Origin of the sequence: Pseudomonas sp. WS 5410, from assembly GCF_012985645.1 — a bacterium.
In the GTDB taxonomy this organism is placed as follows: Bacteria; Pseudomonadota; Gammaproteobacteria; order Pseudomonadales; family Pseudomonadaceae; genus Aquipseudomonas; species Aquipseudomonas shahriarae.
The window spans coordinates 65753-92338 of the sequence record NZ_JAAQWS010000007.1; the positions used below are offsets into that span (position 1 = coordinate 65753).

The 26586-nt window shown below is 62.3% G+C and carries 20 protein-coding genes and 4 tRNA genes; 12 read left to right on the forward strand and 12 right to left on the reverse strand.

Annotated features, from left to right (window positions below; translation table 11 throughout):
* Positions 1-22 precede the first annotated feature (22 nt).
* Entirely contained in the window at positions 23-2104 is a 2082-nt protein-coding gene (locus HBO24_RS12400; RefSeq protein ID WP_169989423.1) for a carboxy terminal-processing peptidase, read from the forward strand.
* A 117-nt stretch (positions 2105-2221) separates the two neighbouring features.
* Entirely contained in the window at positions 2222-3979 is a 1758-nt protein-coding gene (locus HBO24_RS12405) for a bifunctional diguanylate cyclase/phosphodiesterase (RefSeq protein WP_057440674.1), read from the forward strand.
* 9 nt (positions 3980-3988) lie between these two features.
* Here HBO24_RS12405 and HBO24_RS12410 read toward each other — a convergent pair whose 3' ends face one another.
* The 5 genes from HBO24_RS12410 to HBO24_RS12430 form a co-directional block, all read right to left on the reverse strand.
* Positions 3989-4375 carry a sel1 repeat family protein gene (locus HBO24_RS12410; RefSeq protein ID WP_169960919.1) on the reverse strand — a complete coding sequence of 129 codons (387 nt, stop codon included), beginning with the start codon at positions 4373-4375 and terminating at the stop codon, positions 3989-3991.
* Positions 4376-4747 (reverse strand): hypothetical protein, encoded by a 372-nt coding sequence (locus HBO24_RS12415; protein WP_057440671.1) that lies wholly within the window; start codon positions 4745-4747, stop codon positions 4376-4378. It lies immediately after the preceding gene.
* A complete protein-coding gene (locus HBO24_RS12420; RefSeq protein WP_115127719.1) occupies positions 4744-5082 on the reverse strand; it encodes a helix-turn-helix transcriptional regulator in 339 nt (112 codons plus the stop codon). The genes HBO24_RS12415 and HBO24_RS12420 overlap by 4 nt, the downstream gene beginning before the upstream one ends.
* 97 nt (positions 5083-5179) lie before the next feature.
* Positions 5180-5635 (reverse strand): YkvA family protein, encoded by a 456-nt coding sequence (locus tag HBO24_RS12425; RefSeq protein WP_032863275.1) that lies wholly within the window; start codon positions 5633-5635, stop codon positions 5180-5182.
* Positions 5636-6064: 429 nt separating this feature from the next.
* Entirely contained in the window at positions 6065-6793 is a 729-nt protein-coding gene (locus tag HBO24_RS12430) for an FKBP-type peptidyl-prolyl cis-trans isomerase (protein ID WP_115127718.1), read from the reverse strand.
* 258 nt (positions 6794-7051) lie between these two features.
* Between HBO24_RS12430 and HBO24_RS12435 the strand changes: the two genes are divergently transcribed.
* Both HBO24_RS12435 and HBO24_RS12440 read left to right on the forward strand, forming a co-directional pair.
* A complete protein-coding gene (locus HBO24_RS12435; protein ID WP_170059801.1) occupies positions 7052-8860 on the forward strand; it encodes a di-heme-cytochrome C peroxidase in 1809 nt (602 codons plus the stop codon).
* Between the two features lie 29 nt (positions 8861-8889).
* Complete coding sequence (locus HBO24_RS12440; RefSeq protein WP_170059802.1) at positions 8890-10023, forward strand: catalase family protein; 1134 nt, start codon at positions 8890-8892, stop codon at positions 10021-10023.
* Between the two features lie 46 nt (positions 10024-10069).
* Here HBO24_RS12440 and HBO24_RS12445 read toward each other — a convergent pair whose 3' ends face one another.
* Genes HBO24_RS12445 through HBO24_RS12455 form a run of 3 tightly spaced genes read right to left on the reverse strand, consistent with a single transcriptional unit; the run spans position 10070 to position 14709 of the window.
* On the reverse strand, positions 10070-11038 hold the full coding sequence (locus tag HBO24_RS12445; RefSeq protein WP_170059803.1) for a LysR substrate-binding domain-containing protein: 969 nt from the start codon (positions 11036-11038) through the stop codon (positions 10070-10072).
* 50 nt (positions 11039-11088) lie between these two features.
* Positions 11089-13098 carry a CocE/NonD family hydrolase gene (locus tag HBO24_RS12450; protein ID WP_170059804.1) on the reverse strand — a complete coding sequence of 670 codons (2010 nt, stop codon included), beginning with the start codon at positions 13096-13098 and terminating at the stop codon, positions 11089-11091.
* A 27-nt stretch (positions 13099-13125) separates the two neighbouring features.
* Positions 13126-14709 (reverse strand): BCCT family transporter, encoded by a 1584-nt coding sequence (locus HBO24_RS12455; RefSeq protein WP_057959020.1) that lies wholly within the window; start codon positions 14707-14709, stop codon positions 13126-13128.
* Between the two features lie 813 nt (positions 14710-15522).
* On the opposite strand from HBO24_RS12455, the gene kdpF reads away from it, so the two are divergent.
* From kdpF to HBO24_RS12485, 6 genes are all read left to right on the forward strand, one after another.
* Positions 15523-15621 carry a K(+)-transporting ATPase subunit F gene (kdpF, locus tag HBO24_RS12460; RefSeq protein WP_081044208.1) on the forward strand — a complete coding sequence of 33 codons (99 nt, stop codon included), beginning with the start codon at positions 15523-15525 and terminating at the stop codon, positions 15619-15621.
* Positions 15622-15728: 107 nt separating this feature from the next.
* Positions 15729-17435, forward strand: coding sequence for a potassium-transporting ATPase subunit KdpA (gene kdpA / locus HBO24_RS12465; protein ID WP_170059805.1), 1707 nt, complete (start codon positions 15729-15731; stop codon positions 17433-17435).
* Positions 17436-17445: 10 nt separating this feature from the next.
* Positions 17446-18099: a K(+)-transporting ATPase subunit C gene (gene kdpC / locus HBO24_RS12470; RefSeq protein ID WP_057959018.1), complete on the forward strand. Its 654-nt coding sequence runs from the start codon at positions 17446-17448 to the stop codon at positions 18097-18099.
* 12 nt (positions 18100-18111) lie between these two features.
* Positions 18112-20181: a potassium-transporting ATPase subunit KdpB gene (gene kdpB / locus HBO24_RS12475; RefSeq protein ID WP_057959017.1), complete on the forward strand. Its 2070-nt coding sequence runs from the start codon at positions 18112-18114 to the stop codon at positions 20179-20181.
* Positions 20182-20291: 110 nt separating this feature from the next.
* Positions 20292-22943, forward strand: a complete 2652-nt coding sequence (locus HBO24_RS12480; RefSeq protein WP_115127711.1) for a sensor histidine kinase KdpD — start codon at positions 20292-20294, stop codon at positions 22941-22943.
* On the forward strand, positions 22940-23632 hold the full coding sequence (locus HBO24_RS12485; RefSeq protein ID WP_057959015.1) for a response regulator: 693 nt from the start codon (positions 22940-22942) through the stop codon (positions 23630-23632). The genes HBO24_RS12480 and HBO24_RS12485 overlap by 4 nt, the downstream gene beginning before the upstream one ends.
* Before the next feature lie 87 nt (positions 23633-23719).
* Here HBO24_RS12485 and HBO24_RS12490 read toward each other — a convergent pair.
* From HBO24_RS12490 to HBO24_RS12505, 4 genes are all read right to left on the reverse strand, one after another.
* A tRNA-Asp gene (locus HBO24_RS12490) sits at positions 23720-23796 on the reverse strand.
* Positions 23797-23814: 18 nt separating this feature from the next.
* Positions 23815-23890: transfer RNA gene (locus tag HBO24_RS12495), tRNA-Val, on the reverse strand.
* Between the two features lie 301 nt (positions 23891-24191).
* Positions 24192-24268, reverse strand: a tRNA-Asp gene (locus HBO24_RS12500).
* A 19-nt stretch (positions 24269-24287) separates the two neighbouring features.
* Positions 24288-24363 (reverse strand) — tRNA-Val (locus tag HBO24_RS12505).
* A 159-nt stretch (positions 24364-24522) separates the two neighbouring features.
* Between HBO24_RS12505 and rdgC the strand changes: the two genes are divergently transcribed.
* A complete protein-coding gene (gene rdgC / locus HBO24_RS12510; protein WP_057438902.1) occupies positions 24523-25443 on the forward strand; it encodes a recombination-associated protein RdgC in 921 nt (306 codons plus the stop codon).
* 147 nt (positions 25444-25590) lie between these two features.
* Positions 25591-26547: a bile acid:sodium symporter family protein gene (locus tag HBO24_RS12515; protein ID WP_057438901.1), complete on the forward strand. Its 957-nt coding sequence runs from the start codon at positions 25591-25593 to the stop codon at positions 26545-26547.
* Positions 26548-26586 lie beyond the last annotated feature (39 nt).

Below are 26586 nucleotides of genomic sequence, written 5' to 3' on the forward strand. Positions count from 1 at the left end.
ATTGCCCCCGCGTCGAATCAGCATGAAGCATTTGTTCCCCAGTACCGCCCTCGCTCTTTTCATTGGTCTCGGCCTGTTGCCGCTGTCGACCAATACGTTCGCAGCCAACAGCTGGGACAAACTTCAGCCTGATCGCGATGAGGTGATTGCCAGCCTTAACGTCGTTGAGTTGCTCAAGCGCCACCATTACAGCAAACCGCCGTTGGACGATGCGCGCTCGGTGATTATCTATGACAGCTATCTCAAGCTGCTGGATCCCTCGCGCAGCTACTTCCTGGCCAGCGATGTGGCCGAGTTCGACAAGTGGAAGACCCAGTTCGACGACTTCCTCAAGAGCGGCGACCTGCAACCTGGCTTCACCATCTATAAGCGTTACCTGGACCGTGTCAAAGCGCGTCTGGACTTCGCTCTGGGTGAGTTGAACAAAGGCGTCGACAAGCTCGACTTCACCCAGAAGGAAACCCTGCTGGTGGATCGCAAGGAGGCCCCATGGCTGACCAGCACCGCCGCCCTGGATGACCTGTGGCGCAAGCGCGTCAAAGATGAAGTCCTGCGCCTGAAGATCGCCGGCAAAGAGCCCAAGGCGATCCAGGAGCTGCTGACCAAGCGCTACAAGAATCAATTGAGCCGCCTGGACCAGACCCGCGCCGAGGATATCTTCCAGGCGTATATCAACACCTTCGCGATGTCCTACGATCCGCACACCAATTATCTGTCGCCAGATAATGCGGAAAATTTTGATATCAACATGAGTCTGTCCCTTGAAGGCATCGGGGCCGTGCTGCAGAGCGACAACGATCAGGTGAAGATCGTGCGCCTGGTGCCGGCAGGCCCTGCGGACAAGACCAAGCAGGTCGCCCCGGCCGACAAGATCATCGGCGTGGCCCAGGCTGACAAAGAGATGGTCGACGTGGTCGGCTGGCGCCTGGACGAAGTGGTCAAGCTGATCCGCGGGCCCAAGGGCAGCGTGGTGCGCCTGGAAGTGATTCCCCACACCAATGCGCCAAATGACCAGACCAGCAAGATCGTGTCGATCACCCGTGAAGCGGTGAAGCTCGAAGACCAGGCCGTGCAGAAGAAAGTCCTCAACCTCAAGCAGGATGGCAAGGACTACAAGCTGGGCATCATTGAGATCCCGGCGTTCTACCTGGACTTCAAGGCCTTCCGTGCCGGCGATCCGGACTACAAGAGCACCACCCGCGATGTGAAAAAAATCCTCACCGAGCTGACCAAAGAGAAGGTTGACGGCGTGGTCATCGACCTGCGCAACAACGGCGGCGGCTCGTTGCAGGAAGCCACCGAGCTGACCAGCCTGTTCATCGACAAGGGCCCGACCGTGTTGGTGCGCAACGCTGACGGCCGCGTGGATGTGCTGGAAGACGAAAACCCGGGTGCCTTCTACAAGGGCCCGCTGGCACTGCTGGTCAACCGTCTCTCGGCCTCGGCCTCGGAGATTTTTGCCGGCGCGATGCAGGACTACCACCGCGCGCTGATCATCGGTGGCCAGACCTTCGGCAAAGGCACGGTGCAGACAATCCAGCCGCTTAACCATGGCGAACTGAAGCTGACCCTGGCCAAGTTCTACCGGGTTTCCGGCCAGAGCACCCAGCACCAGGGCGTACTGCCGGACATTGATTTCCCGTCGCTCATCGACACCAAGGAAATCGGCGAAAGCGCCCTGCCCGAAGCCATGCCGTGGGACACCATCCGCCCGGCTATCAAGCCGGCGTCCGATCCCTTCAAGCCGTACCTGGCCCAGCTCAAGGCCGAACATGACCTGCGCTCCGCCAAGGATGCCGAGTTTGTGTTTATCCGCGACAAGCTGGCCCTGGCCAAGAAGCTGATGGCCGAGAAGACCGTCAGCCTCAATGAAGTGGACCGTCGCGCGCAGCACACTGCGATCGAGAACCAGCAACTGGCCCTGGAAAACATCCGTCGCAAGGCCAAGGGTGAAGACCCGCTCAAGGAGCTGAAGAAAGAAGACGAAGACGCGCTGCCGACCGAACCTGAAAAGACCAAGCCGGAAGACGACGCCTACCTGAGCGAGACCGGGCGGATTCTGCTGGACTACCTGAAAACCAGTAAGGCAGTCGCCAAGCAGTAGATGATGGCAATTTAATATCTCCGCTCCACTGAGCGTCATCAAACAGACATCATTCTGTCGTGAAATGAAGGACCGGGTGCCCCAGGCACCCGGTCCTTTTTTTCGACCGAGATCATCATGACCATGACCGAACAGCTGCATGCCCTGGGCTCCATCCTGGCTCAAGGCAGTCTGCACAGTCTGTTCCAACCGATTATCAGCCTCAGCGAACGCCGTATCCTTGGCTACGAAGCCCTGAGCCGCGGCCCGTCCAACAGCCCGCTGCACTCGCCCCTTGCGTTGTTTTGCGTGGCGCGCCAGGCCGGACGCCTGAATGAACTGGAGATAGCCTGCAGGCAAAGTGCCTGCAAGCGCTTCAGCGAGCAGGCGCTGCCAGGCAAGCTGTTTCTCAACGTCTCGCCCGAGTCCCTGCTGGAAACCACCCATCAACCGGGGCGCACCCTGCAGATGCTGCGCGAGTACGGAATCGCGCCCAGCCAGATCGTGATCGAACTCACGGAGCAAGCGCCGACCGACGACTTCCAACTGCTGCAGACCGCCCTGCACCACTACCGCGACATGGGTTTTTCGATTGCCCTGGATGACTTGGGCGCCGGTTACTCCAGCCTGCGCCTGTGGTCTGAGTTACGCCCGGACTACGTGAAAATCGACCGGCACTTTATCGACGGCATTCATCAGGATGCGCTCAAGCGCGAGTTCGTCGGCTCGATCCTGCAGATCGCCAAGGCCTCCCGCGCACAGGTGATTGCCGAAGGCATCGAGTTGCCGGAGGAACTGGCGGTGCTCACGGAAATGGGCGTGGACCTGATCCAGGGCTACCTGCTGTGCCGTCCCCAGGAACATCCGCCGATCGAAGCAAGGTTGATGCTGGCCAAGCCTGACAGCACCAGCGTCTCGCTCAATGAAGACGCCAGTGACCTCAGCGCCCTGCTCAACGAACAACCGGCCGTGGCCCAGGACACTGCCACGGCAAAAGTCCTGGAAGCGTTTCGCAGCCAGGCCAACCTCAACTCCCTGGCAGTCCTGGATGGACGCGGCCAGCCCATCGGCATCGTGCATCGGCACTCGTTGTCCGACGTCCTGCTCAAGCCATTTGCCACCGACCTGTTTGCGCGCAAGCCGATCAGCCGCCTGATGAGCGACGACTTCCTGGCCGTGGAGTTGAGCCAGTCGTTGCAACAGGTCAGCCGCCTGCTGACCAGCCGCGCGCGGCAGCGTATCGAAGAAGATTTCATCATCACCCAGAACGGCAACTACCTGGGTCTGGGACGGGTGATCGACGTGCTCAAGCTGATTACCGAACTGAAAATCCAGCAGGCGCGCTACGCCAACCCACTGACCCTGCTACCGGGCAACGTGCCGATCCAGCAGTGCCTGACGCGACTGTTGCAGCAGCAGCGCGAATCGGTGATTTGCTATGTGGATATCGACAGTTTCAAGCCGTTCAATGACATCTACGGCTATGGCCGAGGCGATGAGGTGTTGCTGTGCCTGGCACAGTGCCTGAACGACCGGGTGGACCCCAGCCGCGATTTTGTCGGGCATATCGGCGGCGATGATTTTCTCCTGGTACTGGGTGCCCAGGACTGGCGCAAGCGTCTCAACCAATTGGTGGACGATTTCCAGACCCAATGCCGGCGCTTCTACCGCAGCGAGCATTTGGACGCGGGCTGTTTTATCGCCCTGAATCGCCAGGGGGTGCGCCAGGAGTTTGCCTTGCTGTCGCTGTCCATTGGCGTGGTGCACCTGCATCCGCTGAGCTGTGGATATCTGGATGCCAGCCAGTTGGCGGAACTGGCCTCGCAGGCCAAGCATCACGCCAAGAACGTGGCCGGCTACAGCATCCACGTCCTCGACAGCCGCGAACTTCTGTAAGGCCGGCCCTTACAACTGCTCCAGGCGTATCTGCGCCAGCGGATGCCCGGCCTTGGCGGCAATGGTCCACCAGCGTGCGGCTTCGGCCGGGTCTGGGGCCTTGCCCAGGCTGCCCGCCAGGCTCAACACTCCCACCTGATAGGCGGCCTTGCCATCACCTGCCTGGCCCGCCAGGCGCAGCAAGCGCACGCCCTCTTCCCGCGCGCCAAGCCCTTGGCCGCGAAAGGTCAGGATATGCCCATAGAAACTTTGGGCCTCGACATTACCCAGGTTGGCCATGCGCGCAAACTGACCCTCCAGCCAGTGCCAGCCACGGGGCTGACGCATAAACCATGACCAATGAAACAACCTGCGGGCCAACCAATAGCTGACGTACGCTTTAAGCTTCCAGAACACTCAGGCCTCCGCTGACTCAGGATATTCGTACTCGAACACACGCACCACTTCCGAGGCATGCCACGACGCCGCAGCAACGCCATCGGACGGTCCGCAAAAGCGCCCGAGGCGCTCGACACATTCAAAAAAACCGGTGCGCGGCAAGCGGCTGGCGCCCTGGCTGATCACCAGTGAACTGCGCAGCGGTTGATCCGCCTTGGCATCCAGAGCCGCCAGGTGCTCCAGGGCGGCGGTCAGGGTTTGCATGGCTGGCGTGGGGAATTGCAGACGCTCCAGCAACGCGCGGTAGGTCAAAAGATGTCGCTGGCGACGGGCCTGATCGAGTTCATTGAGCAACCCATCCCAATGTTGACGACTGATGCGCACACTCACACTTCATCCCTCCAACCCGCAATCCCCAACTCCCAGGCCAGGCTGCGACGAATCGCGGCATCCGGCTGGCGCTCACCACTTTCAATCAACCCCAGGTAGGACGGGCTGATGCCCACGGTGCGAGCCAAGGTCTCGATGGCCAGGCCTTTGGCTTCGCGCAGGCTGCGCAATTGTGCCAGGGGACGCAGGTCCTGCTCGGTAGCGACGGGAGGGGTCTGTGCAGAAGAAGTAGCGGGTTGCGGCACACCGGCGGCTTTTAGCAGCGCCTGGTATTGAGCCCATGGCAGAACCGCGTATTCGGGTTCGCCATCCCGTGAAATGATTTGTATATCCATGACTGCCCCGTAGGATCACAACACTTACGAAGTAAGTACTTTCCTTAGGAGTGTAATCCTAACAGCCCCAAAGAGCGCAGGGGGATAATCCGCGCCTTCAGTTTTTTTTCGGGTTTTCCTGCTCCAGAAGCTGCGGCGTTGCAGGCAGACGCTCCACCACCACCAGCTTCTCCGGGCGCTGGCGTTCACGCCAGGCGCGGAAGGCACTCAACTCGCCGTCCAGGCTCTTCATGACCCAGGCCAGTACCGCAATGTCATCGAGCATGCCGAACATGGGCAAGAAGTCCGGGATCGCATCAATCGGGCTGAGGAAGTACATCAGCCCCGCCACCACCGAGATCAGCGCCTTGGGGCTGATCGCCCGGTACTCGCCACGCCAGTAGGCCAGGCACAGCGCCTGAAGCAGCTTCAGGTCGTCCTTGAGCTTACCCAGGCGATTGCCCTGGCTTGAGCCTTTGGCAGCCACAGCAAACAACAGGGTGGGCAGGCGCCCACGCCCGATCAGGCGGGCGGCCAACGGCAGGAAGCGGGTGAAATTCCAGGGTGCTTTCATCGTCACTCCAGTTCCAGGCAAGAGAAAAGGTTATCCACACAACTTGTGGATAACCTTGTGAACAGAGCCCATTTTCGCGGCTGAAAGCCACGTAATACAAGGCCCTGAGTCAGATCGGGCGTTTTTTGCGCACATAAAAAAAACCCAAGAATTCATTGACTTGAAGCGCGCCTGCGGCTAGCCGTGCCGAGGTATTGCATCAGACTGCTCTAAGTCGCAGGTGTTCGTTTTGATTTGCCCCACGGTCAACTGTGGGAGCTGTCGAGCCCCAGCGAGGCTGCGATGGCGGCGGCATGGCCAACAGGAGTGTTGCCTCCACCGCTATCGCAGCCTCGCCAGGGCTCGACAGCGTCCATACGGATTGGATCAAGCCCCACACCAGAAACAACAACGCCCCGTAAAACGGGGCGTTGGGTGTTTTGCAGCGGCTTACTTGGCAGCCGGTGCCTCAGGCGCATCGGCCTTGGCCGGGTCCTTGATTGCCAGCAGCTCCAGGTCGAAGACCAGTACGGAGTTGGCTGGAATTGCCGGGCTCGGGCTCTGGGCACCGTAGGCCAGGTCGGACGGGATGTACAACTCGACCTTCTCACCCACGTGCATCAGTTGCAGGCCTTCGACCCAACCCGGGATCACGCCGCTGACCGGCAGGTCAATCGGGCTGCCGCGATCCACGGAGCTGTCAAAGGTGGTGCCGTTGGTCAGCTTGCCGGTGTAGTGAACAGTCACTACGTCGGTAGGCTTGGGCTGGGCGCCTTCGGCTTTCTTCACGATCTTGTACTGCAGACCGGAAGCGGTGGTGACTACGCCGTCTTTCTTGGCGTTGTCTTCGAGGTATTTCTTGCCGGCAGCTGCCGACTCTTCGCTCAACTTGGTCATGCGTTCTTCAGCACGCTTCTGCAGTGCGGAAAACGCTTCAACCAGTTCTGCGTCCTTCAGTTTCTGTTCTTTCTTGCCGACGGCATCTTCGATGCCTTGGGCCACGGCCTTGGAGTCCAGGTCGTCCATACCTTCCTGAGCCAGGCTTTTGCCCATGTTCAGGCCGATACCGTAGGAAGCTTTCTGCGCCGGGGTTTTCAGCTCTACGCTGGTTTGCGAATCACAACCCGCAAGTACCAGGCTAACCAGGGCCACCGCCGCCGCCAACCGATGCTGTTTCATGCTATTTCCTTGTTCATGCGCCAAAAGGGCATTCGAATAAAGTCGCGAGCTTATCAGGCGGCCACGACCAATGGCTACCGGCATGTGAGCAGGAAACTTCTGATAAGTTCACGTGTTTAAAAGCATTTTCATCTGCCCCAAAGCCCGGCGAAGGACAGCAGGCAAGCCGAAAACCGCCGCAACAGACCGATCATGGCTACTTGCCGCCTGCTACGCTCGGTGGCATAAGGACGCAACAACTCGACAAGGATAGTTATCTTGCGCATTTTTTCCCGTGTTTTACTCCTGATCCTGTCATTTATGGGACTGGCCCTGGCCGTGGTCCTCTATTACGTGGTCAACCCCAAGCTGCCGGATTACGTGCCGGTGCAGCAGGTGCACTACCAGGACCAATGGACCGCCACCGACCGCCAGGTCTACTACTTCACGCCCCAGGGCACCCAGGTCAAGGGCCTGCGCTATAACTGGTTCACCGCGCTGGAGCTGCCGTTTTCCCAGCAGCGTTTTGCCGAACCGGCCAACCTGGCGCGTTTCGGTTTCCTCGTGGACCCGCGACAACAGGCCACAGCCCAGAACCCTGGCAACCTGCCCGTCGGCTTCGCCAGGCACAAGAATGCCGGCAGCAACGACGAGTTTCTCGATATCACCTGTGCCGCCTGCCACACCGGCGAATTGCACTTCAATGGCCAGGCCCTGCGCATCGACGGCGGTGCTGCACAGCATGTGCTGCCCTCCAGCGTGCCGACCCTGCGCGGTGGCAGCTTCGGCCAGGCGTTGGTGGCCAGTCTCGCCTCCACCTATTACAACCCGCTGAAGTTCAGGCGCTTCGCCCACAGCGTGCTGGGGGATCAATACGACGCCCAGTACGATCAGTTGCGCCAGGACTTCAAAAAGTCCCTGGACAACTTCCTCAAGGTGGCCTGGAACGATACCCACCGTGGTCTCTACCCCACCGAAGAAGGCCCGGGGCGCACCGATGCGTTCGGCCGCATCGCCAACGCGAGCTTCGGTGACGCCATTTCGCCGGACAACTACCGCATCGCCAACGCGCCGGTGGACTACCCGCAACTGTGGGACATGTGGACCTTCGACTGGGTGCAATGGAACGGCTCGGCCCAGCAACCCATGGCGCGCAATATCGGCGAAGCCTTGGGCGTAGGCGCGACCCTGGCGTTCTTCGACAGCGCCGGCCAGCCGCTCAAGGGCGATGCACGCTACCCTTCCAGCGTGCGCGTGCGTGACCTGAACCGCATCGAAGAAACCCTGCAACGGCTCAAGCCGCCGACCTGGCCTGAAGCGCTGTTCGGCGCCATCGACAAACCCCTGGCCGCCCGTGGCCGCGCGCTGTTCGCAGAGAACTGCGCAGCTTGCCATGTGCCCAGCGTGAGCGAAGTCAACGGGCGCCCGGTGCAGCAGTTGAAGATGCTGCCAGTGGACTACATCGGCACCGACCCGGGCACCGCCAGCAACATTGCCGACCAGCGCTACGACCTCAGCGCCCTGCAATGGGACCCGGCCGAACTGGCGCAGTTGAATGTGGAGTTGCACCCGACGCCGACCGAACCGCTGGACTTGCGCAGCCTGTCTGTGGCCAAGAGCCTGGCCTATGTCACAGCGTTTGTCGAAGAGCACGCCTACCGCGCCGCCGGCATCACCCCGGCCGAACGCCCGCGCCTGGACGGCTACGGCCTGCCTATCGGCGTGCGCGAACTGCGCGCCTACAAGGCCCGTCCACTGGCTGGCGTGTGGGCCACGCCGCCGTTCCTGCACAACGGTTCGGTGCCGACGATCTACCAGTTGCTTTCGCCCCAGTACGAGCGCAGCCGCACCTTCTATAAAGGCACCTTCGACTACAACCCGCGTCACCTGGGTTATCGCACCGAAGCCTTTAAAAATGCGTTCCTGTTCGATACCCGCATCACCGGCAACCACAACAGCGGCCACGAATTCCGCGCCGGCAAGCGTGGCAATGGGGTAATTGGCCGGGGCCTGGAGCCTGAGGAGCGCTGGGCGCTGCTGGAATACCTCAAAGTACTGGGCGGCCCCCTGGAGCAACAACTGCCATGACTTCCCCATTTCGATACAAGGACCGTTCCATGCTCGCTCGACTGTGGCTGCGCCTCGGCGCGTTTCTCGGCAAGACGCTGTTATGGCTGGTGGGCCTGGGCTTGCTCGGCTGGTTGCTGGCGACCCTGTGGTTTGCCTGGCACCACCGCGGCCCGGTGTCGGCCGATGAACAGATTCCGCCGGGCGAAGCCGCCATGACCCAAGGCATCATTCAGACGGCCGTGCGTATCGTCGACCAGCACCGCGAAGGCACCCGCTACCTGCGTGATGCCCATGCCAAGGCCCATGGCTGCGTGAAGGCCGAAGTCAGTGTGCTGCCAGGTCTCGACCCGGCGCTGCGCCAGGGCGTGTTCGCCGAGCCGGGCAAGACCTGGCAGGCGATGATGCGCCTGTCCAACGGCAACGCTTATCCACAGTTCGACAGCATCCGCGACGCCCGCGGCTTGGCGATCAAACTGCTGGACGTGCCGGGCAAGCAACTGCTGGCCGATCAGCAGGCGCGCACCGAGCAGGACTTTGTGATGTTCAGCCACCCCAACTTCTTTGTCAGCGACGTGGCGGAATACGCGCAGAACGTCGGGGCCCAGGCCGATGGCAAGAAGGCCATGGCGTTTTTCCCCAGCCTCGACCCGCGCAGTTGGCAGGTGCGCCATCTGTTCATCGCCCTGGCGACGTTGGCGCCAGCGCCCGCCAGCCCGACCGAGGCGACATACTTTTCGGTATCGCCCTACAAATTTGGCACGGCCAACGCCAAGTTCCGCGTCGCCCCGGACCCGCAAAGTTGCCCGGAGTACAGCTTGCCCAAGCAGAACCAGGACTTGCCGAACTTCCTGCGCAGCGCCTTGAGCCAGCAGTTGTCCACCGACCGGGTCGACGCGTGTTTTGTGTTGCAGATCCAGCGCCAGAACCCACAGAAATACATGCCCATCGAAGACACCAGCATCGAATGGAAGGAAAGCGACGCGCCCTACGAGAGCGTGGCAAAAATCCGCATTCCGGCGCAGGACTTTGATACCCCAGCCTTGAACCTGGCCTGCGACAACCAGTCGTTCAACCCATGGTTTGGTGTGGAAGAGCACCGGCCGATTGGGGGGATCAATCGGCTGCGCAAGGCGGTGTATGAAGCGGTGAGTGATTATCGGCATAGCCGCAACGCCCCGTGAACAACGCCGGCGCTGACGTCAGCAAGAACGCCTCACCGCGTCATCGTTAACGATCATCGCGGGCAAGCCCGCTCCCACAGAACAGCCCCTGCGGCGTTGTATCGGACGCCGTCAGCAACCATTGCTGAAAACTACGCGCTGCCGAAGGCGGGTTGCGATGCTGTGGTTGCATCAGTTGCAGGCGGCCACGGCTATGCATGTGGTGCGCCAAGGCCAGTTGCAGGCGACCGGCAGCCAGCTCGCCTTCGAGCAAGCGCTTCCAGCCCAGGGCCACGCCATGCCCCATCACCGCCGACTGCATCAGCAACTGATAGCTGTTGGTGCGCAAAGCGTGCCGGGGCGTGTGGTATTGCGCGCCGATATCGGCGAACCAGTCGATCCAGGTCAACCAATCGTGATAGTGGTCCTCGACGATCAACAAGGTATGGCTGTGCAACAGGTGTTGGGCGTCGCGTATCGCGCCATGACGCTCGATGTAGGTGGGGCTGCACACGGCGATGACCTGCTCGCTGGCAAACACCGGGGTCAGTTCCAGGCCAAGGGGCGCCGGCAGTTCGTCGAGGTGATAGAACAGGCCCAGGTCATATTCGCTGACATCCAGGTGGCTCGGGCTTTCACTGCACAGGATGCGGATATCCAGGTCCGGGTGCGCATGCTGGAACGCCGGCAGCAACGCGGCGAGCCAGATCGAGCTGATAGTCGGCGTGCTGGCCAGGGTCAGTTGGCGATCGGCACCACGTCGGCGCAGCTCCGCCGACTCACGGTCGAGCTCGCGCAGCAGGCGCTGGATGGTGCGAAAGTAACGCACCCCGGCCGGGGTCAGGCTCAGCCCCAACGCCAACCGATAAAACAGCGGCCGTGCCAGGTCCTCTTCGAGGCGCTTGATCTGCCGGCTCACCGCGCTTTGGGTCAGGTTCAGTTCGTGGGCCGCCTGGGTAAAGCTCAGATGACGGGCGGCCGCTTCAAACGTCTGCAAACAATTGAGCGGCGGAAGGTCGACATTTCGGCGCGACATGCAGGGATCCATGACTGATCAGATGAGCAGGCATCCTGCCATTTGCCCGCTCACAACGCGACCCGCGCAACCCGTTTGCTCCAGGTGCGGTGATGCACCTGCACCCCGTTTTCCCGGGCCTGCTGCTGCGCCTCAATGTAGAACCACTGGGCGTCGGCGCGCACCTGCAGGCGGCTGTCGACCTCCACCGACCACGGCGCTCGCTCGACGCGGTACTGCCAGTGGATATCGGCCTGGGTCGACAGCGGGTCCCAGGGCAAGGTGCGATATTGCTCGGTACAGCGCTGGTCCACCGCCAGGCCATGCTCGGTGAAACGCACGGCACCCAGGTCGTCCTCGATGGTGACGCAGACTTCGCCACTGCCCACATCCTCGCTCAAGGTGCGTTTAGGCGCTGCCGCCCGCAGCACCTCCAGCGCAACCGGGCTAGCCGCTTGCGGGGCCTCGAACGGGCACGGCACGGCCGCGCCGCTGAAGATCGGCAATTGCACACGCTGCACGGCGGGCAGCACAGTCAGGGTGGTCAACTCGCGACTGGGCCACAGCAACGGGAAGCTCGCGGTACTCAGGGCCAGACGCAGGCGGTGGCCGGCCGGCACGCGTACGCCGACGTGATCCAGATTCAATTGCACGTCCATGGGCTCGCCCGGCACGGGCGGCGTCAGACGAGAGAAATCTTCACGTAGGGCAAGGTTAAGCACGCCGTAGGTGATCTGCGTGACTTGGCCGTCGGGCGCCACCGCATTCAGACGTGCCACCAGTTGCCCGCAGGGGGTATCGCTGGCCAGGCGCAGGTGCAAACGCACATCCCCCAGCAGCGCCAGAGGTTCAGCCAACGGCGGCGAGTCGAAACACAGCGACTGCGCATCGTCGCGGCGCTGATCGGTGGGGCCATCGGGGCCGAACCAGATGGCGCAGTACTCGCCCTGGTGCAGACCGGTGGTCAGTGGCGAACAGATACTGCGCGGGCCGCCCAGTGCCTGCTGGCCGGGGCTGAGGCCATGGTCGTTGAGGCTGTAGTCGGTCCATTGCACCTGGGGATCGGGCCAGCCCGAGGTCTGCACCCAGATCCCTGGGCGCTCGGCATAACTGCCCTTGGGGGCCAGCACATCCTGTAGGTAAAAGGTGCAGGCAACGTCGTCCATCACCCGATTGTCGATACCTTTAAGCCAGTGGTCCCACCAGCGCTTGGCCTCCTGCAGGAAGCCAATGGCCGGGTTGGGCACGGCGAAGTGCGGATACTTGTGAATCCACGGGCCGATCATGGCTTTCTTCGGTCCCGGCAGATGTTGCATCAGGCGCGGCACCGCATTCTTGTAGGCATCGCCCCAACCGCCCACCGCGTAAACCGCCGCCTTGATCGCCGAGTAGTCCTCGCAGACCGAGCCGTGACGCCAATAGGCATCGCGGGTCTGGTGCTGCAGCCAGGTCTCGGCCAGCAGCGGCATGGCGTCGAGGCGTTGTTGCCACAGGCTTTTCCAGGCATCGCCGACCAGCAGCGGGTCGGGCGCCGCCGCGCTGAAGTTGAGCATGGTCGCGGCCCAGCCGAAGTTCTCCAGCAGCAGGTTGCCGCCCTTGTAATGGATGTCATCGGCATAGCGGTCATCGGTGGAGCACAGGGTGATGATCGCCTTCAATGCTTCGGGCTGGCGCGCGGCGACTTGCAGGCTGTTGAAGCCGCCCCAGGAGATGCCCATCATTCCCAGGTTGCCGTCGCACCAGGGCTGCTGGCACAGCCAGTCGATCACTTCGAGGGCGTCATCCTGCTCCTGCAACAGGTACTCATCGGCCATCAGGCCCTGGGATTCGCCATTGCCGCGCATATCGACCCGCACGCAGACATAGCCCTGCCCCGCCATCCACGGATGGGTCAGCGCATCGCGTAGCGCCGTGCCATCACGCTTGCGATAGGGCAGGTATTCGAGGATCGCCGGGAAGGCCTGCACACTGGCGGTGTCAGGCAGCCAGATACGCGCTGCCAGTTGCGTGCCGTCGCTCAGGGGGATCAGGCAGTGCTCGATTTCACGGACCTTGTAGGCAAATTCGGTGACGATTTCCATCGGTAACTCCAGCAACAAAGAGGCAAGTCAGCGGGCAAAATCCGCCACGGGGCTGGCACCACGCAGGCCAGGTTCGACGTGGACCGCAGGGGCCTTTACGTCCAGCAGCGCGGGGTTCTTCAACCAGTAGAGCAACGACGTGCTGGCCAGCAGCACCAGGATCATTCCCGGCAGGCCGCCGAGGTTGGAGAGCATCTTCACCCCGTCGATGCCGACAAAAGCCACCATGACCCACGACACCGTGCCGATGATCACGCCCCAGACAATCTTCAGCAGCGGGTTGCCGTCCAGGTCCGAATCGGCGGTGACGCCTTTGCTGCACAGGTTGGCGATCACGTCGGTGCTGGAGTCGGCGGCAGTGACAAAGGAGATAAAGGCGACAAACAACAAAAACGCGATCATCAGGCCGCTGGCCGGCAACTGCTGGAACATCTGGTACAGCACATGCTCCACGCCTTGCTCGTTGAGCACGCGGTTCAAACTGCCATCGCCGAGGGCATCGAAGTACAGGCTGCTGCCGGAGAAAATGCAGATCCACAGCGCGGTAAACAGCGCCGGGTACAACATGTTGATCTGGATAAATTCGCGCACCCTGTAGCCCCGGCCGATCTTGCCGAGGAACAGCGCACTGACCGGGGCCCAGGCGAACCACACCGACCAGTAGAACACCGTCCAGCTCTGCGGCCAGCTGTCGCCACTGGCGGCACCGGTGGACAGGCTGCGGCTGAAGAAGGTGTCGAGGTACACCCCCAGGGACTCGACGCCCAGGCTGAAGATGTACAGGGTTGGCCCACACACCAACACGAACGCGCCCAGGGCCAGCATGATCCAGGTGTTGAACGACGACAGCATGACGATGCCGCGCTGCAGGCCGCTGGCGGCCGAGGCGACAAAGGTGAACACGATCACCGCGATGATCAGGCCCAGGCGCAACGGCGTGGTCTCACCGCCGATGTACTGGCTCAGGCCACCGGACAGGGTCAGCGCCCCGGTGCCCAGGGACGACGCCATGCCTGCGACCAGGGCGAACATCGCCAGGGTGTCGATCAACCCCGCATAGCGCTTGACCCGCTCGGCGCCGAGCAAGGGTTGCAACATGGCGCCAATCGAGAAGTGGCTGCGCAGATTGTAGAACACCAGGGCAAACACCAGGGAGGGCACCAGGTAAATCGCGTAGGGCGTGAGGGTCCAGTGCAGGAACATCGTCGACAGGGCAAAGCTCTTGGCCGCCGCGCTGCCCGCCTCGATCGGCAGGCTGGAGGGTGGCGAGTACAGATGGTAGAGCGGCTCGGCCGTGGTCCAGAACAGCACGCCCACCGCCAGGGTGGTGCACAGCGCGACCATGAACCAGCGCCATTTGCTCAACAGCGGCGTGGCGCCCTCCCCGCCGATACGCACCTGGCCCAGGGGCGAAAAATACACAATGGCCGTGAGCACCAGCATGGCGAAAGAACCGGCACTGAATAGCCATGAAAAGTTTTGCAGGATCACCGTATTGAGCTGTTTGCTCACGGCGAGGAATGCGGTGAGGTCAACGTAGCTGGCGATCACCGCCGCCAGCAAGATCAGAAAGGTTGGCCAGAAGACCAAAGGACGCAATGGGTATTTCATCTCGTGCGCTTCCCCAGACAGACTATTTTTATTGCCTTTGCAGGCCATTGTTAGAAGCGGGCACTGTGCCGCCTTGAAGTCTTCGCGTGGCTATAGATAAGCGTGGGTGCCGGCCGCGGTGCAATCGACCAATAGGTATGGGGGTATTCCGTCAGGTCATGGCTGAGCAAGAGCAAAACCGCGATTGCTGTGGCGAGCGGGCTTGCCCGCGTTGGGCTGCGTAGCAGCCCCAAAACCATCCCACCGGGTCTATCTGGAACACTCGGTGGCGGCCCTACTGGGGCCGCTGCGCGACCCAACGCGGGCAAGCCCGCTCGCCACAATAAGCCCGCTCGCCACAATTGATTCTCAGGTTTTAGGGTTTTTATCCGCCCCCCTGTAAAGAGTTCATATAGTTTGCCTGTTCTCCATAACGTTTACGTCGCCGCTATTGAGTAACTAAGTCCAAACCCTCTACCGTTACCTCCTACCCCAACACCCGTAGGAAGTTATCGTGGAAAGTTCAACTTTAGGCATGGTCGTCCTGTCGATGATTGCGCTCTTCGGCACTGCCGCGTTTTGCTTCGAACACCTCGCCACCCGCAGCGAGAAGAAAAAGAAAACCAAATAAGCGGGTCGTCAACCTCAGCAGCACCCCAGCGTTTAAAGGGATACCCGGGCGGCGGGCTATCCCTTTTTTTCGTGCACCCGGCAGAACCTTTTCTATATGCCGTCTTAATGCCGCTGCGCGTAATCAGTGCCCGAACTTGATACTCCGGGGATTAACCTCCCCGCCTCCGCAGTTGCGGCTTATTTACTCAGGGGAGTTACACCGTGCTCACACTTACGTTCATTTATATCGCCAGCGGCATATGTGCCGTGGGGCTGTTCGCTTACTTGGGCTACGCCCTTATTCGCGCAGAAAAATTCTAGGGAGTTGGCCATGTACGACCTGATGTTTATCAGCCTTTCCCTGGTATTTTTTGTTGCGACTGCCATGGCCATTGTCGCCATGGGCAAGATTTGAACGGAGCCACGACATGTTAAGCACGCTGCTGGAATTTACGCTGGTCCTGGGGGTAATGACGGGGCTCGCCGTACTGATGGGCAAATGGCTGACCCGGGTCTTCACCGGAACCCACCATGCCTTGCCGGAACGTTATACCTATCGCCTGCTGGGCATCGACCCACAGGAAACCATGGGCTGGGCCCGCTTCGGTTCGGCGCTGTTGTTGTCGAACGCGGCAATGATGCTGCTGGGCTATCTGGTCCTGCGCCTGCAGGCGGTCGCGCCGATCAACCCACTGGGGCTCGCCGCGCAATCGCCGGACCTGGCGTTCAACACCGCCGTGTCCTTTATCACCAACACTAACTGGCAGGCGTATTCGGGCGAGACCAGCCTGTCGAACTTCAGCCAGATGGCGGTCATCACCTTTCTGATGTTCGTCGGCGCCACCTCCGGCGTGGTTGCGGCGGCCGGTTTCATTCGCGGCCTGAGCCGCTCCAGTTCGGGCGATATCGGTAACTTCTGGGTCGACTTCACCCGCACGCTGTACCGCGTAATGCTGCCGCTGTGCGTGGGCATGGCGCTGGTGTATGTCTGGCAGGGCATGCCACAGACCTTCGCCTCCCAGGCACTGGTCACGACCCTGGAAGGGGCGCAGCAACAGTTGATTGTCGGTGCGGTGGCCAGCTTTGAGTCGATCAAGCATATCGGCACCAACGGCGGTGGTTTTTTCAGCATGAACGCCGCGCATCCGTTCGAAAACCCGACGCCGCTGACCAACATCCTGCATATCCTCAGCATGTTGCTGATCCCCTCGGCGCTGACCTACACCTTTGGCAGCATGCTGTTGCAACGTCGTCAGGGCTGGGTGTTTTTCGGCACCTTCCTGGTGATGTTCATCGGCTTCCTCGCCCTGGTCTACGGTGCCGAGCAGAACGGCAACCCACTGCTGACCCAGGCCGGCGCCAACCAGACCCTGTCGGTGGAACACAGCGGCGGCAACATGGAAGGCAAGGAACTGCGCTTCGGCATCGCCGACAGCAGCCTGTTTATCGCCACGACCACCGCCGCCACCACCGGTTCGGTCAACACCATGCATGACTCGCTGACGCCCATGGGCGGCTTCGTGCCCCTGGCGCAGATGATGCTCAACTGCGTGTTCGGCGGCGACGGCGTGGGCTTTATCAACCTGATCCAGTACGCCCTGCTCACGGTGTTCCTGGTGGGCATGATGATCGGCCGCAGCCCGGAGTTCCTCGGCAAGAAAATCGAGGCGCGGGAGATCAAGCTGGTGATGCTCTCGGTGCTCGCGCACCCCATCAGCATCCTCGGCTTCACCGCCCTCGCCGCCCTGTGGCCCGACACCATGGCCAGCCTCAACAACATCGGCCCGCACGGGTTCAGCGAGGTGTTGTACGCCTACACCTCCGGCACCGCCAACAACGGCTCGGCCTTTGCCGGCTTGAACGCCAACACGCCGTTTTTCAACACCACCATCGGCCTGGCAATGCTGATCGGACGCTTCTTCACCATGCTGCCGATGCTGGCCGTGGCCGGCTCCCTGGCGATGAAAAAAACCGTGCCTGCCGGTGCCGGCACCATCCCCACCGCCACCCCGCTGTTCATGCTGCTGGTGGTGTTCGTGGTGCTGGTGGTGGGCGGCCTGACCTTTTTGCCGGCGCTCGCGCTCGGCCCGCTGGTGGAGCAACTGCAGTTGCTGTCCGGCCAGACGTACAACTGAGGACACCTTGATGACGACTCATTCGATATTCAAAGGGCTGTTGCGCCCAGTGCTGGTTTCGGCGGTGTTTTTCATGCTATTGACAGGGCTCGCCTACCCGGCGTTCACCACCGTGACCGCACAGCTGATGTTCCCGTTCCAGGCCCGTGGCTCGCTGATTGAGCGCGATGGCCTGGTCATGGGCTCGACGCTGATCGGCCAACACTTCACCCGGCCGGAATACTTCCATGGCCGCCCGAGCATGACCCTGGGCGCCGACCCGCAAGACCCAGGCAAAAGCGTCTCGCAGCCGTACAACGCCGGTTCCAGCGGCGCCAGCAACCTGGGGCCGACCAGCCAGAAACTGGTGGACCAGGTGGCCGCCCGCGTGCAGGCCTATCGCCTGGCCAACGGCCTGCCCGCCGACGCCCAAGTGCCAGTGGACGCGGTCACCGCCTCCGCCTCGGGCCTCGACCCGCATATCTCGGTGGCCAATGCACGGCTGCAACTGCCACGGGTGGCGCGCCTGCGGCAAATCCCCGAAGCCGAGCTGCTGCAGCTGGTCAGCCAGCACACCAGCGCGCGCACCCTCGGCCTGCTCGGCGAGCCCCGGGTCAATGTGCTGCAACTCAACCTGGCGCTGGACGCCCGCCTGCCATCACCTCCTATTGCGGCCAGTGAGTAAGAGATTTCCCTCATGAAAAATGCTCGTTTACCTCTGTTTGATCGCGCCATCGTGCTCACCGCGTGCGGCGATGCCCTGAAAAAACTGTTGCCCCAGGCGCAATGGAAAAACCCGGTGATGTTCGTGGTCTACCTGGGCAGCATCCTCACCACCCTGCTCTGGTTCCAGTCCCTGGGCGGCCAGGGTGAAGCACCCAGCGGCTTTATCCTCAGCATTACCTTGTGGCTGTGGTTTACCGTGCTGTTCGCCAACTTCGCCGAGGCCTTGGCCGAGGGCCGCAGCCGCGCCCAGGCCGCCAGCCTGCGCGGGATGAAACGCCAGACCCTGGCCAAGCTGCTGCAACAGCCCAAGCATGGCGCGCCATGGCTGCCGACCGAAGCGTCTCTGCTGCGCAAGGATCAAGTGGTGTTGATCGAAGCCGGCGACCTGGTGCCGCTCGATGGCATCGTGATCGAGGGCGTGGCGTCGGTGGATGAAAGCGCGATCACCGGCGAATCGGCGCCGGTCATTCGCGAGTCCGGTGGCGATTTTTCCTCGGTCACCGGCGGCACCCGTGTGCTGTCGGACTGGCTGGTGGTGCGCATCAGCGTCAACCCCGGCGAGTCGTTCCTGGACCGCATGATCTCGATGGTCGAGTCGGCCAAGCGTCAGAAAACCCCGAACGAAGTGGCCCTGACCATCCTGCTGGTGGGCCTGACCCTGTTGTTCCTGCTGGTGATCGCCACGCTGAGCCCTTACTCGATCTTCGCCGTGGCCATGAGCGGCAGCGGCAGCGTGGTCAGTGCCACGGTACTGGTGGCCTTGCTGGTCTGCCTGATCCCCACCACCATCGGCGGCCTGCTCTCGGCCATCGGCGTGGCGGGCATGAGCCGGATGATGTCGGCGAATGTCATCGCCACCTCCGGGCGGGCGGTCGAGGCCGCGGGTGACGTCGACGTATTGCTGCTGGACAAGACCGGCACCATCACCCTGGGCAACCGCCAGGCCAGCAGCTTTTTGCCGGCACCGGGGATCAAAGAGGCCGACTTGGCGGATGCCGCGCAATTGGCCTCCCTGGCCGATGAAACCCCGGAAGGCCGCAGCATCGTGGTCCTGGCCAAGCAGAAGTTCGACATTCGCGCGCGGGACATCAACCAACTGGGCGCCAGCTTTGTGCACTTCACCGCGCAAACCCGTATGAGCGGGGTCGACCTGCCCGCAGGCCGGGCGATTCGCAAGGGTGCAGCGGACGCGATTCGCCGCCATGTCGAGGCCTTGGGCGGTAGTTTTCCGACAGCCTTGCAGGCCAAGGTCGATGAAGTCTCGCGGCGCGGCAGCACGCCGCTGGTGGTCAGCGACGGCGCCACGGCGCTGGGCGTGGTGGAACTCAAGGACGTGGTCAAAGGCGGCATCAAGGAACGCTTCGCCGAGCTGCGGCGCATGGGCATCAAGACCGTAATGATCACCGGCGACAACCGCCTGACCGCCGCCGCCATTGCCGTGGAGGCCGGGGTGGATGACTTCCTCGCCGAGGCCCGCCCGGAAGACAAGCTGCAATTGATCCGCGACTACCAGGCCAAGGGCAAGCTCGTGGCCATGACCGGCGACGGCACCAACGACGCGCCGGCGCTGGCCCAGGCTGACGTGGCGGTGGCAATGAACAGCGGCACCCAGGCTGCCAAGGAGGCCGGCAACATGGTCGACCTCGACAGCAACCCGACCAAGCTGATCGAAGTGGTCGAGGTCGGCAAACAGATGCTGATGACCCGCGGCGCCCTCACCACCTTCAGCGTGGCGAATGACGTGGCGAAGTACTTTGCAATCATCCCGGCGGCGTTTGTCGCGACCTATCCCCAGCTCGGCGCGTTGAACGTGATGCAGCTGACCAGCCCCAACTCGGCGATTCTCAGCGCGGTGATTTTTAACGCGCTGATCATCGTCGCGCTGATTCCCCTGGCCCTGCGCGGCGTGACTTACCGCGCAATCGGCGCGGCGGCGCTGCTCAACCGCAACCTGCTGATCTATGGCCTGGGCGGGGTGTTGGTGCCGTTTGCCGGGATCAAGCTGATCGACATGCTCTTGACCGCAGTGGGCTTGGTGTAACGACTCAACCCCATGTGGGAGCGGGCTTGCCCGCGATAGCGGTGTGACTGACTCACCCCTGTCGCGGGCAAGCCCGCTCCCACACTTGAACCGCATTGACCAGGAATGACATGCCCGCCTTAAACAACGAACGCCCCGACCCCGACGCCCTGCTCGCTCGGGTCCAACAAGAAGAACAGGCCGCCTTGCGCGGCAAATTGCGTATCTACTTTGGCTCTAACGCCGGGGTCGGCAAGACCTGCGCGATGCTCGAAGCGGCACGCCGCGAAACCGCCCTGGGCCGCGACGTGCTGGCCGGCGTGGTGGAAACCCACGGCCGCCAGGACACCGCCGAGCTGCTCCACGGCCTCGAACAACTGCCTCGCGCCCAGCACCGGCACCGTGAATTCGCCCTCAGCGAATTTGACCTCGACGCCGCCCTGTTGCGCCATCCTGCCGTGTTACTGGTGGACGAACTGGCCCACAGCAACGTGCCCGGCTCGCGCCACCCCAAACGCTGGCAAGACGTGGAAGAACTCCTCAGCGCCGGCATCGACGTGTGGACCACCCTCAACGTCCAGCACCTGGAAAGCCTGAATGACCTGGTCAGCGGAATCATCGGCATACGCGTGCGCGAAACCGTACCGGACCATGTGTTCGACAACGCCCACGAAGTGGTGGTGATCGACCTGCCACCCGACGATCTGCTGCAACGCCTCAAGGACGGCAAGGTGTACCTGGGCCCGGCGGCGGCGCGCGCCTCACAGCATTTTTTCCGCAAGGGCAACCTGTTGGCGTTGCGCGAGCTGGCCCTGCGCCGCACGGCCGACCGGGTCGACACGCAGATGCGCGTGTACCGCCGCGAACAGTCGATCAAGACCCTGTGGCCGGCCCGCGAACGGCTGTTGGTCGGCGTAGCCGGTGATGCCGGCGATGAGCGCCTGGTGCGTGAAGCGGCGCGCCTGGCGCAAAAACTGGAAGCCGACTGGATTGTGGTCCATGTGGCTTCGGCCCAGGGGCGCGGCGCCCGGCGCTACCTGAGCGCGATGAAAACCCTGGCCCTGGCCGAAGAATTCGGCGCCGATACCGCCACACTGCCGGGTATGGACGTTGCCGAAGCCCTGGTGGCCTGCGCCCGTGAGCACAACGCCAGTCGCCTGATGCTCGGCCATCATCCGCGCCGCCGCTGGCGGTTCTGGCATCAGTCGGTCAGCGACCGGATCAGCCGTCACCACCCGCAAATCGACCAGATTGTGATTGCCCATGGCCTGCTGCCGGGCAAACCCGCCGTGCGCGAAAACACCACGCCACTGCCCGGCACTCGCCTGGCCTACGTCTGGACCAGCCTGGCCTGTTTCGCCACCAGCGCCGTCGCCGCGCTGCTGCTGCAGGTGTTCGACCTGGCCAACGTGGTCATGCTGTTTTTGCTCACAGTGGTGCTGGTTGCGCTGCGCTTTGGACGCGGCCCCGGCGTATGGGCGGCGATGCTTGCGGTGCTGTGTTTCGACTTCTTTTTCGTCCAGCCGCGCTATTCCTTCACCGTCACCGACACTCAGTATTTCTTCACCTTTGCCTTGATGCTCGGCATCGCCCTGATCACCGGCCAACTCACCGCGCGCCTGCGCCACGAAGCACGTACCGCCGCCGCACGGGAACGCCGCGCAACCTCCCTGGCGCGCCTGGCCCGTGATTTGTCGGCGGCGCTGACGGTGGAGCAAATCAGCGAAGTGGCGCTGCGCACCTTCAGCGGCGTCTTCGAGGCACGGGTGGGCCTGGCCCTGCCGGACGCCGCCGATGGCGTCCACAGCGTGAGCGCCGGTGGGCTGCCGATCGACGACAGCATCGCGCAATGGACCTACGACCACGGCCACCCCGCCGGGCACGGCACCGACACCCTGTCCGCGGCCAAGGGCTGCTACTGGCCGCTCAAGGCGCCGATGCGCGTGCGCGGCGTGCTGGTGCTGGAACTGGCTCAGCGCGATCGCCTGAACGACCCGCAGGAACGCCGCCTGCTGGAAGCCTGCATGAGCCAGCTGGCGATTGCCCTGGAGCGCGTGCATTTCGTCGAAGTGGCGCAAAGCACCCTGGTACAGATGGAAGGCGAAAAAATGCGCAACACCCTGCTCGCGGCGATTTCCCACGACCTGCGCACACCGCTGACCACCCTGATCGGCGCCGCCGAGACCGCCCTGCCCCACGCCCAGCCGGGGCCACTGAACGAGCTGCTGCAGGGCATTCACGAACAGGCCACGTCCATGCAGCGCCTGATCGAAAACCTGTTGGACATGGCACGCCTGCAAGAGCGCGGCGTGCGCCTGAACCGCCAATGGCACTCGCTGGAAGAAATCGTCGGCAGCGCCCTGCGTCAATTGCGCGAACCCTTGGCGCAACACCGCGTGCAGACCACGCTCGACGCGCACTTGCCGTTGGTGGAGGTCGACGCGCTGCTGATCGAGCGGGTGCTGGTCAACCTGCTGGACAACGCCGCCAAGTACACCCCGCCGGGCACCACCATCAGCGTGGCCGCCAGCCAGGCCGGCGAGCAGATTGTGCTGGAGGTCAGCGACACCGGCCCCGGTAGCGCGCCGGCCAATCTGTTTGAGCCCTTCACGCGCGGCCAGCAGGAATCGTCGGTGGCCGGCATCGGCCTGGGCCTGGCGCTGGTCAAGCGCATCGTCGAAGCCCACGGCGGGCGCATCCAGGCCAACCCCGGCCGCGCGGGCGGCATGCATTTCACCATCACGCTACCGGCAGGCACCCCGCCGGCCATGGAACCCTTATGAACACTGCACGCATTCTGATCGTTGAAGACGAGGCCAACATCCGCCGCTTTGTGCGCATTGCCCTGCAAGATGAAGGCTTTCATGTGTTCGAGGCCGACAGCGTCAAACGTGCGCTGATCCATGCCGCCAGCCGACAGCCGGACCTGGTGATCGTCGACCTCGGCTTGCCGGACAGTGATGGCAAACAATTGATCCGCGAACTGCGCGGCTGGCTGGCGGTACCGATCCTGGTGCTGTCGGCGCGTGACCGTGAAGAAGAAAAAGTCGCCGCCCTGGACGCCGGTGCCGATGATTATCTGACCAAGCCATTCGGCGTGCCCGAGTTGCTGGCACGCATCCGCGCCCAACTGCGCCGGCATGGGCACACCGGCACGGTGATGGCCACCAGCAAGGTGGTGTTTGGCGAGATTGCCGTCGACCTGGCGACCCATGAGGTGTGGCGCTCAGGCCAGCCGGTACACTTGACGCCCATCGAGTACCGCTTGCTCTGCGCGATGATCCGCGGCCAGAGCCGGGTCCTGACGCACCGGCAACTGCTGCTGGAAGTGTGGGGCCTGGATTACGTCGACCGCGCCCACTATCTACGGGTGCATATGGCGCATCTGCGGCAAAAGCTGGAGGTGGATCCGGCGCAGCCGCAGTACTTTATTACCGAATTGCAGGTGGGCTACCGGCTGGTGGGGTTGTAGAACAGCAAATCCCAGGCACAAAAAAGCCCGCTCAATGAGCGGGCTTTGCGTGGTGACCTGGCGTTCAGCGTTCCAGGTAACCGAATATGGCGCAGCGGACGGGACTCGAACCCGCGACCCCCGGCGTGACAGGCCGGTATTCTAACCGACTGAACTACCGCTGCGCGTAGCGTTGGACGTAATGGTGGGTGATGACGGGATCGAACCGCCGACCCTCTGCTTGTAAGGCAGATGCTCTCCCAGCTGAGCTAATCACCCTTTACGTTCGGTGCGGGGCGCATCATATACGAAAAATCCGCAATGTGTTGATTTAAATGCAATTTATTTTAAATATCTTTTCGCCGGCAGCCTACACCCCGGAAAACCGGCGCGTGTAGCGGGTAGATGCGAGTCTATTGGTTACCCCGCCCCAGCCCCACAAAAGGACGACCCGGCGCTCTCAGGTGCTTCGCGAGCAAGCCCATTCCCACAGAAAGGCAAATCCCAGACAGCAAAAAGCCCGCTCAATGAGCGGGCTTTCTGTGGTGACCTGGCGTTCAGTGTTCCAGGTTACCCAATATGGCGCAGCGGACGGGACTCGAACCCGCGACCCCCGGCGTGACAGGCCGGTATTCTAACCGACTGAACTACCGCTGCGCGTAACACATGAAGCGAATGGTGGGTGATGACGGGATCGAACCGCCGACCCTCTGCTTGTAAGGCAGATGCTCTCCCAGCTGAGCTAATCACCCTTCGTTTCGGTGTGGCGCGCATTCTACGGAGCGTCCCCTGGTCTGGCAAGCACTTTCTTAAATCTTTTTTTTCAGCCCTTCCAATGGCTTAGGCAGGGTTGGCCTCAGGCCTTATCAAGAGAATAATGCCCCACTTTGTATAAAGGAGAGACTCACCCCATGTGGTTCAAGAACCTGCTTATCTATCGCCTGACCCAAGATCTGCCTGTTGATGCCGAGGCGTTGGAAACTGCAATGGCCACCAAACTGGCGCGCCCTTGTGCAAGCCAGGAGTTGACCACTTACGGTTTCGTCGCGCCTTTTGGCAAAGGCGAAGACGCGCCCCTGGTGCACGTCAGCGGTGACTTCATGCTGATCGCTGCGCGCAAGGAAGAACGTATCCTGCCGGGTAGCGTGGTGCGTGATGCGGTGAAGGAAAAGGTCGAAGAGATCGAAGCCGAGCAAATGCGCAAGGTCTACAAAAAGGAACGCGACCAGATCAAGGATGAAATCATCCAGGCCTTCCTGCCTCGTGCGTTTATCCGTCGCTCGTCGACCTTCGCTGCCATCGCGCCGAAACAGGGCCTGATCCTGGTGAACTCGGCCAGCCCCAAGCGCGCCGAAGACCTGCTGTCGACCCTGCGTGAAGTGATCGGCACCCTGCCGGTACGCCCACTGACCGTGAAAACCGCGCCGACTGCGGTGATGACCGACTGGGTCACCACCCAGAAGCCGGCCGATGACTTCTTCGTGCTCGACGAATGCGAACTGCGCGACACCCACGAAGACGGCGGCATCGTGCGCTGCAAGCGCCAGGACCTGACCGGCGAAGAAATCCAGCTGCACCTGACCACAGGCAAAGTCGTGACCCAACTGTCCCTGGCCTGGCAGGACAAGCTGTCGTTCATGCTCGACGACAAAATGACCGTCAAGCGCCTGAAATTTGAAGACCTGCTGCAAGACCAGGCCGAACAGGACGGCGGTGACGAAGCCCTGGGCCAACTGGATGCCAGCTTTACCCTGATGATGCTGACCTTCGGCGACTTCCTGCCGGCGCTGGTGGAAGCATTGGGTGGTGAAGAGACCCCGCAAGGCATCTAAACGCGCACGCTCAATGTAGGAGCTTGGCCTGCGATGGCGGCGTATCAGTTACAGAGTCACTGACTGACACACCGCTATCGCAGGCAAGCCAGCGCCCACAGTTGATGGCGTTACCACTCCCAGTACTCTAATAATAAGGACATCGCCATGCGCGCACTCGCCGCCTTGAGCCGTTTCGCCGGCACTACCTTCGCCTACTGGGTGCTGATTTTTGCTGTGCTCGCCTTCCTTCAGCCCCACTGGTTTATCGACCTGAAAAGCGCCATCGTGCCGCTGCTGGGCCTGGTGATGTTCGGCATGGGCCTGACCCTCAAACTGGAAGATTTCGCCGAAGTCGCGCGCCATCCGTGGCGCGTGGCCCTGGGCGTGATCGCGCAATTTGTGATCATGCCCAGCGTGGCCTGGCTGCTGTGCCAGACCTTCAACCTGCCAGCAGAAATCGCCGTTGGCGTGATTCTGGTCGGTTGCTGCCCTAGTGGCACCTCTTCCAACGTCATGACGTGGCTGGGCCGTGGCGACCTGGCGCTGTCAGTGGCCATCTCTTCCATCACCACCCTCCTCGCCCCGCTGCTGACGCCGGCCTTGATCTGGCTGCTGGCCTCGGCCTGGTTGCCGGTGTCGTTCATGGACCTGCTCTGGTCGATCCTGCAAATGGTGTTGCTGCCTATCGTGCTGGGTGTCCTGGCGCAGCGTCTGCTGGGTGAGCGCGTACGTCATGCCGTCGAGGTGCTGCCGCTGGTCTCAGTGGTCAGCATCGTGACCATCGTCGCTGCCGTGGTGGCTGCAAGCCAGGCGAAGATTGCCGAGTCGGGCCTGCTGATCATGGCGGTGGTGATGCTGCACAACAGCTTTGGCTACCTGCTGGGTTACCTCACCGCCCGCGTATTCGGGCTGCCACTGGCCCAACGCAAGTCATTGGCGCTGGAAGTCGGCATGCAGAACTCGGGGCTGGGCGCCGCATTGGCCAGTGCGCACTTCTCGCCACTGGCGGCGGTGCCCAGCGCGTTGTTCAGTGTCTGGCACAATATTTCCGGGGCGTTGTTGTCGACGTATTTCCGCCGGATGAGCGAGAAGGAAGATCGCAAGGCCCTCGCCGAAACTTGATCGGCTGCGGGCTTTTCGGCACTCTACGAACCTTCGCGG

Coding starts and splice junctions, on each gene's coding strand:
- HBO24_RS12400 (WP_169989423.1), top strand. CDS start 23: ATGAAGCATTTGTTCCCCAGTACCGCCCTCGCTCTTTTCATTGGTCTC.
- HBO24_RS12405 (WP_057440674.1), top strand. CDS start 2,222: ATGACCATGACCGAACAGCTGCATGCCCTGGGCTCCATCCTGGCTCAA.
- HBO24_RS12420 (WP_115127719.1), bottom strand. CDS start 5,082: ATGGATATACAAATCATTTCACGGGATGGCGAACCCGAATACGCGGTT.
- HBO24_RS12425 (WP_032863275.1), bottom strand. CDS start 5,635: ATGAAAGCACCCTGGAATTTCACCCGCTTCCTGCCGTTGGCCGCCCGC.
- HBO24_RS12430 (WP_115127718.1), bottom strand. CDS start 6,793: ATGAAACAGCATCGGTTGGCGGCGGCGGTGGCCCTGGTTAGCCTGGTA.
- HBO24_RS12440 (WP_170059802.1), top strand. CDS start 8,890: ATGCTCGCTCGACTGTGGCTGCGCCTCGGCGCGTTTCTCGGCAAGACG.
- HBO24_RS12445 (WP_170059803.1), bottom strand. CDS start 11,038: ATGTCGCGCCGAAATGTCGACCTTCCGCCGCTCAATTGTTTGCAGACG.
- HBO24_RS12450 (WP_170059804.1), bottom strand. CDS start 13,098: ATGGAAATCGTCACCGAATTTGCCTACAAGGTCCGTGAAATCGAGCAC.
- HBO24_RS12455 (WP_057959020.1), bottom strand. CDS start 14,709: ATGAAATACCCATTGCGTCCTTTGGTCTTCTGGCCAACCTTTCTGATC.
- kdpA (WP_170059805.1), top strand. CDS start 15,729: ATGTTAAGCACGCTGCTGGAATTTACGCTGGTCCTGGGGGTAATGACG.
- kdpC (WP_057959018.1), top strand. CDS start 17,446: ATGACGACTCATTCGATATTCAAAGGGCTGTTGCGCCCAGTGCTGGTT.
- kdpB (WP_057959017.1), top strand. CDS start 18,112: ATGAAAAATGCTCGTTTACCTCTGTTTGATCGCGCCATCGTGCTCACC.
- HBO24_RS12480 (WP_115127711.1), top strand. CDS start 20,292: ATGCCCGCCTTAAACAACGAACGCCCCGACCCCGACGCCCTGCTCGCT.
- HBO24_RS12485 (WP_057959015.1), top strand. CDS start 22,940: ATGAACACTGCACGCATTCTGATCGTTGAAGACGAGGCCAACATCCGC.
- rdgC (WP_057438902.1), top strand. CDS start 24,523: ATGTGGTTCAAGAACCTGCTTATCTATCGCCTGACCCAAGATCTGCCT.
- HBO24_RS12515 (WP_057438901.1), top strand. CDS start 25,591: ATGCGCGCACTCGCCGCCTTGAGCCGTTTCGCCGGCACTACCTTCGCC.